Here is a 5,707-nt window from a genome sequence, read left to right as displayed (position 1 = left end):
ATCCGGCCAGCGATCATGGGCCTCCAACGCGACGAAGAGCGGGCCCGCGACCCGCTGCAGACAGTCGACCTCGCTCTTGACGAGGTCCTCATTCTCCAGCCCCGGGGCCACCCACTTCATCACCGAGCGGTGGCCCGCTCGCTCGACCTCGTAAAAGGTCCCGTTTCGAGCCTTTCCCAAGAGGCGCAGGACCTTCCACTCGCGGACCTGGTGCAGCGGACTGTCCAAGAGCGTCATCTTGATCAACCCCCCAACGTATCAGGTCACCCAGAAGTGGACTGACCTGGTGAGTCTGGCGCAGGATCCGGTCTGCTGTCCAGCGCCCCATGCAAGGGGTTGGGTCTTGAAGGGGCTCGCTGTTCCGGGCAAATGAGCACACATGGGACTGGGTGATGCGTTCCGTTCCTGGCGCCTTGCGCGCGGGGTGCGGCGGTTGCTGAGGGAGGGTGAGCGCAAGAAGGCGCTCGCGCTCGTCTCCAGCTCGGGCGAGCAACTCCGGGCCGATGCCCTGGTTGACCTGGCCCAGGCCTGTGCCAGCGATCAGCCGGCCACCGCGCGCGAGCTGCTCCAGCAGGCCCTGGCGCGCTCACCCCAGCACGATGACGCGACGTGGCTGCTGGCTCGGCTGGAGGCTGAGTCCGGCCGGTTGCGCTCCTCCGTCGAGCGGCTGCGGACGCTGTACACCCGCTACCCGCGCCGCATCGACGTGATGGCAGAGCTGGCCGATCAGCTCATCGAGCTGGACTGTGCCGCCGAGGCGGAGACGATCCTCTCTCCCGCGGAGGAGGCGCCAGAGCCGCGGCTCCTGTGTCTGCTCGGAAAGGCTCGCTTCGCTCAGGGGCGCATGGAGGAGGCACTGCCCCCGCTGGAGCGCGCCCTGGCGCTCTACGATGCGATGGCGCGCAGCGATTCCCTGTCCTATGGCCAGCCGGTGCAGGGCGACGAGTCCATGGAAGTCGATGCGCTCCACTCGGAGGTCCTTGCCGCCGTGCATGGCCGCGAGGCGGTGGTCGTGGACGCGGCGCGTCGGCGGAAGCTGGACCCACGTGCGGGCGTGAACTTCACGTTGCTCGCGGCGCACCAGATGCTGGGAGCCCCCTGTCGTGCTCCGAGCCTCGCGCTGCTCCCCCTGGAGAAGCTGCAGGCGCTCTCGGACGAGAGGCTGCGGAGCGACGCCTCGGACAGTGTCGGACACGTCCAGCGAGGCATGATGACCCTCCGCGAGGGCCGGTTCCGCGACGCCTTGAAGCACTTCGAGCGGGCGCACGAGCTCTCCCCGGACGACTTCGCGCCGCTGCTGGGGAAGGGCGCGGCGATGGAGCTCGATCAGCAGGATGTCCTCGGGGCCTTGAAACACCTGCCTGAGGTGAGCTCCCTGGAGGGGCTCGAGCGCGTCTTCCCGGACTGGCCGGCGCTGACAGCGCGGGAGCGCCGCGTCGTGCACGCCTCGGTGCTCCCGCTGCGCCAGCTCTTGCCGCGGCTGGCCGAGGAGGGGTACCACGTCCGGATCCTTCCGCTCGATGTGCGTGCCTCGGACCTGCCCGAGCTCGCCGAGTGGAAGGACGAGCGCGCGGAAGACGATCACCGGGCGTTCGAGGCGCTCCACGGTGTCGCCGTGGGGAACATGGCCATCTCCAAGATCGAAGGACTCTTGAGCCTGGCGCCTGGGGCCCACGGGTGGGTGCTCGCCCACGAGTTCGCGCACCTGGCCCTCTTCGCCGGGCCCGCTCAGCTCCGAGCCCGCGTCCAGAAGCTGCTCCGGCGCGCGGCGCGTACCGGCTACGTCGGCTCCGAGTACCAGAAGCAGAACGAGGACGAGTTCTTCGCCTGCGCGTACACGGAGTACCTCGCCCGGCGCTACGGGCTGGAGGCGGAGCAGGAGCTGGATGACCGGGGCGTCACTGCCGAGATCCTCTCCCTCTTCGAGGAGCTGGACGCTGCTGCCTCGTAGCCAGGCACGCGTCGAGCAGCGGGCGCTGCCCGGCGAGCACCGGAGGCGAGCCAGGCGAACCTGTCAGACAAGCAGACAGGTTCGCTCAGAGCGCGCCGCCGGGGTGCGCTCGAAGCAGCTGTGGGCCAGCGGGCTGGCGTGAGCCCCTACGGGGTTCGAGCGCGCATCCGATTGTTCTTGGGCTGGTGCTCGACCTCGGCGAGCCCAAGCTTCTCGAGTACCGGAGGCACGTACACGCCGAAGCGTCCGCGGAGGCCCTTCTTGAGGCCGTACCAGCCACCCACGGGGTTCTTCGGAGAGCGCCCCCACGCCTCTACACTTCCCTCTGCGGCGGGCTTCTGCTCATCCGCGCCCCCCAGCGCCATCCAGTCGCCGTGGGCGACGAGCTGGGCGTGCAGGTCCTCGATGCAGCGAAGGTGGTAGCGCAGCTCGGTCGACCCCACGCGGACGATGAGCGCGGGCGGGTCCAGGGTGTCGTCTCGGAAAGCCTGGAACTCCGACGTCCCGGGAGGGGTCTTGAGCACCCAAGGCTGCTCACGTGTTCCGAGGCCGCCTGCGCCCGGGCCGTGCTTCCTGGCTGAGGGCGTCTTCGCCGCGGCCTTCTTGGCCGGAGCCTTCTTGGCCGGAGCCTTCTTGGCTGGAGCCTTCTTGGCTGGAGCCTTCTTGGCCGGAGTTTTCTTCTTGGATGCCATGGAGTCCCTCACGTGGATTCCCAGCGGGTCGAATGCCGACCGTGGAGGTGGCAACTCTATGTCAGCTGGAACCACCAGGTCAGATCGCCCTACGCCGATGGCGCTTCTGCGGCCATGGGAGCCGTGCCACAGAGGATGCGTGCCCGCGCCTCGACCTCCCGCCGAACAGAGACGCTGAGCGTTGCGATTCTCGCGGGAGCGAGCCTGCCATCCAGCGAGAGGGTGCTCTCCGGAATGGGCAGAGCGCCGCGGGCACAGGCTTCGAGAGCGCGCTCGGTGGCGAGGCGCACCGGTGTGCCGCCACGCGCGAGACAGAAGGCCAGAACGGCCCACGCGAGCTCCGCGTGTCTGCCCTCATCCCAAGCGACTGCGGAGAGATGCGCCTGAACGACAGGGTCCAGCGCGTCCTCCGCGGCCTCGCGAGCGCAAGCAGCGGCGAGCCCTTCGCCAAAACAGCCATCGACGACGGTCTCCATGGCGAGGCGGGAGAGCCCTCCTGGAGCCGTCGCAACCTCAGGGAGCGGCCCTGGCCCCCGGGGGCTTCCCGCGTACCCCGATGCGAGGGAGTAGGCCCGCGTGGCGTGACGTACCTCATCGAGGGCGGCGCTGAGAGAGGCTTCGATGAGGTGAGGCGGGGCTCCCGCCGCCATGAGGTCCAGAGAGAGCCGGGCGAAAGCCGCGATCGAGGCGTGCTCTGTCCTGGCGTCCGCCTCCCACGCGGCTGCAAGCATCCCCTGGGTCTCCACATCCGGGGAGGACACTGTAGGTGCGTCGTCCACCGACCACGCGTCGTCGTGGGCTCTTTCCGCCGTCACGGGCCGTCCTCGAATGCGGAGCGCCCGCCCATCCATCCTTCGGAACTCGAAGTTGGCAATCGCCACGCCGATCCCGCTCGAGAGCAGGGAGATGACGAAGGAGAGGAGGCCGAGCGCGACCGATACAATGCCGCGCTTGGTCCCTGTGGGCGCCTCGGCTGAGAGGTTGAGCGCCCGGAAGCCCAGCACGAGCGACAGGAGGCCGGGGATCCCCGCCAGGAAGAATGCGAACTTGTGGAAGAAGATGCCGGCAACAATCCAGAGGGGCGCCGTGAGCAGGGAGATGATGCTGACGACGAGCGCGGCCGAGGCAGCCCGTTGATATTCCGGCTCAGCCGGATCGTCAGGACCCGCTGGGCTGTGCGAAGGAGGAGCCTCGTTGTTGCCAGGGGATGGAGTGCTCATCATAGGGATTTGCCCAACCTCGCACGAACTGACCAAGAGGTCTCTCTTCCCACGACGACGGGTCTTGGGTGGAGCGGGTCCCGTGTAGGATGGTCCCATGAAGTGGGAGCAACTGGTCGAGCTTGGCTGCGAGCTGCCCGAAGTCGTAGAGGGCATCTGGTTCCGCACACCGGCGCTCAAGGTTCGCGGCAAGTCGTTCGTGCGCCTGAAGGAAGACGGCCAGTCGGTGGTGTTCCTGCTGGAGAGCGTCGACGAGCAGGAGTTCCTCATCCAGGCCCGGCCCGAGCTCTACTTCATCACGGATCACTACCGCGGCTGGCCCGCGGTGCTGGCGAGGCTGGCGAATCTGCGCGTGCCCGAGTGCCGGCTCCGGCTCAAGCAGGGCTGGCTGCTCAAGGCGCCGCGGACGCTGGTGAAGCAGCTCGATGCGGCGCGGGAGGCGCGACCGCCGCGACGCCAGCCGTGACAGGAGTGGCTACTTGCTGGGCCGGATCGCGGTCAGCATGTCCATGTGGAGGTAGCGCGCTCGTGTCTGTCCCGGCTTGAAGACGAACGCCAGCTCCTGGCCCTCCTTCGTCCGGAACGTGTCCTGGCGCATGCGCTCGAGCGGCTGCGCCGAGTCGGTCTTCAGCACGAGCTGCTGGCCATCCCAGGACACGGTGAAGCGCACGAGATCCGCGTGCACGTAGGTTCCGGTGTAGCGCTCTGCCTCGGAGGCGGTGAGCGGAGCTGCCTCGGCCTTCCGCTCGGGTTCATCGGGCAGGCCGAAGACGGCCTGGGAGATGTGGCCCAGGGACTTGCGCAGGGTGACGCCGTTCTTGTTGGTCAGCAGGATGATGGCGCCCCGGCGCTCGGGGAGGAAGCGGATGTGGGAGCCATAGCCGCGGCGAACACCTCCGTGCTCGAAGACCGGGGTCCCTCCGACAGGGTAGCTCACCAGCCCGAAGCCGTACCGCGCCTCGGCCTCTCCGGGCAGGGGCACGATCGAGGTGAAGAACTGGCGCACGGTCTGCTCGGAGAACACCCTGCGTGTGTCGGCCATGCCGCCGTTCAGCATCACGCCGGTGAACTTCACCAGCTCTCGCGCCGAGGAGAACGCCGAGCCCGCAGGGTACATGGCGGTGTTCTCGGCCATGGGGCGGACCACCTTCAGCGCGCCGCCGGCTTCCTCGTGGCCCTGAGAGCAGTCCCAGGTGAGGGCCTCGAGCGGACGCAGCGTGCTGCGGGCCATCTCCAGGGGCTGGAAGAGCCGCTCGCGCATGACCTCGGCGTAAGGCTTGCCGTAGACGCGCTCCAAGGTGAGCCCCGCGAGCCAGTAACTTGGACCGCTGTATGAGAAGACGTCTCCCGGTGGGGCAAACAGGTAGTCCCCCTTCCAACCACGGACCATCTCCCCGAGGCCCGAGTCGTCCCTCGACTGCACCGAGGGAGAGGCTTCGCGCAGGCCCGCCGAGTGTGTGAGCAGCAGCTTCGGGGTGAGCTTGCCGAGCGCCGGGTGCAGGTCCTTCACGTAGGTCCGCACCGGGGTCTCCAGGCCCAATCGCCCTTGAGCGGCGGCATCGAGCGCCACGAGAGCGGTCATCATCTTCGTGGTGGAGCCAAGGCGGAAGAGGGTGTCTGGCGTGACGGGGGTGGCCTCCTCGAGGCTGCGCACTCCGAATGCGCGGAGGTAGACCTGATCACCGTCTCGGAGGATGGCCACCGCCGCGCCCGGCACCTGGGCTTCGCGCAGCTCGTCCTCGATGGCACGGGTGATGCTGGCCTCGAGCTCCTTCTCCAGCGCCGCGTCCGCTGCCTCCGCCCTGGCCAGGGCCACCAGCAGCAGGACGAGCGCGCTCACCCCA

5 protein-coding genes and 1 pseudogene are annotated in these 5,707 nt (G+C 68.5%); 2 read left to right on the top strand and 4 right to left on the bottom strand.

Annotated elements, in window-relative coordinates; all coding sequences use genetic code 11:
* Positions 1 to 237: pseudogene (locus VD972_RS16230) on the bottom strand (hypothetical protein); the annotation flags it as partial.
* A gap of 142 nt (positions 238 to 379) precedes the next feature.
* Between VD972_RS16230 and VD972_RS16225 the strand changes: the two are divergent.
* The gene (locus VD972_RS16225) at positions 380 to 1,951 is read left to right on the top strand and encodes a tetratricopeptide repeat protein (RefSeq protein WP_324987913.1); all 1,572 of its coding nucleotides are present in this window, start codon (positions 380 to 382) and stop codon (positions 1,949 to 1,951) included.
* A 146-nt stretch (positions 1,952 to 2,097) separates the two neighbouring features.
* On the opposite strand, the gene VD972_RS16220 is transcribed toward VD972_RS16225, so the two are convergent.
* Both VD972_RS16220 and VD972_RS16215 read right to left on the bottom strand, forming a co-directional pair.
* Positions 2,098 to 2,643: a DUF6855 family protein gene (locus VD972_RS16220; RefSeq protein ID WP_324987910.1), complete on the bottom strand. Its 546-nt coding sequence runs from the start codon at positions 2,641 to 2,643 to the stop codon at positions 2,098 to 2,100.
* Between the two features lie 89 nt (positions 2,644 to 2,732).
* Positions 2,733 to 3,863, bottom strand: a complete 1,131-nt coding sequence (locus VD972_RS16215) for a hypothetical protein (protein WP_324987907.1) — start codon at positions 3,861 to 3,863, stop codon at positions 2,733 to 2,735.
* A 97-nt stretch (positions 3,864 to 3,960) separates the two neighbouring features.
* Here VD972_RS16215 and VD972_RS16210 point away from each other — a divergent pair, with 97 nt between their 5' ends.
* Positions 3,961 to 4,329, top strand: coding sequence for an MmcQ/YjbR family DNA-binding protein (locus tag VD972_RS16210; protein WP_324987904.1), 369 nt, complete (start codon positions 3,961 to 3,963; stop codon positions 4,327 to 4,329).
* A gap of 9 nt (positions 4,330 to 4,338) precedes the next feature.
* Here VD972_RS16210 and VD972_RS16205 read toward each other — a convergent pair.
* On the bottom strand, positions 4,339 to 5,707 hold a 1,369-nt coding region (locus tag VD972_RS16205), incomplete at its 5' end, for a serine hydrolase domain-containing protein (RefSeq protein WP_324987902.1).

Origin of the sequence: Hyalangium sp., from assembly GCF_035629615.1 — a bacterium.
Taxonomy (GTDB): domain Bacteria; phylum Myxococcota; class Myxococcia; order Myxococcales; family Myxococcaceae; genus Hyalangium.
Note: the sequence above shows the minus strand (reverse complement) of the source record. Positions and strands in the feature narration are given on the sequence as shown.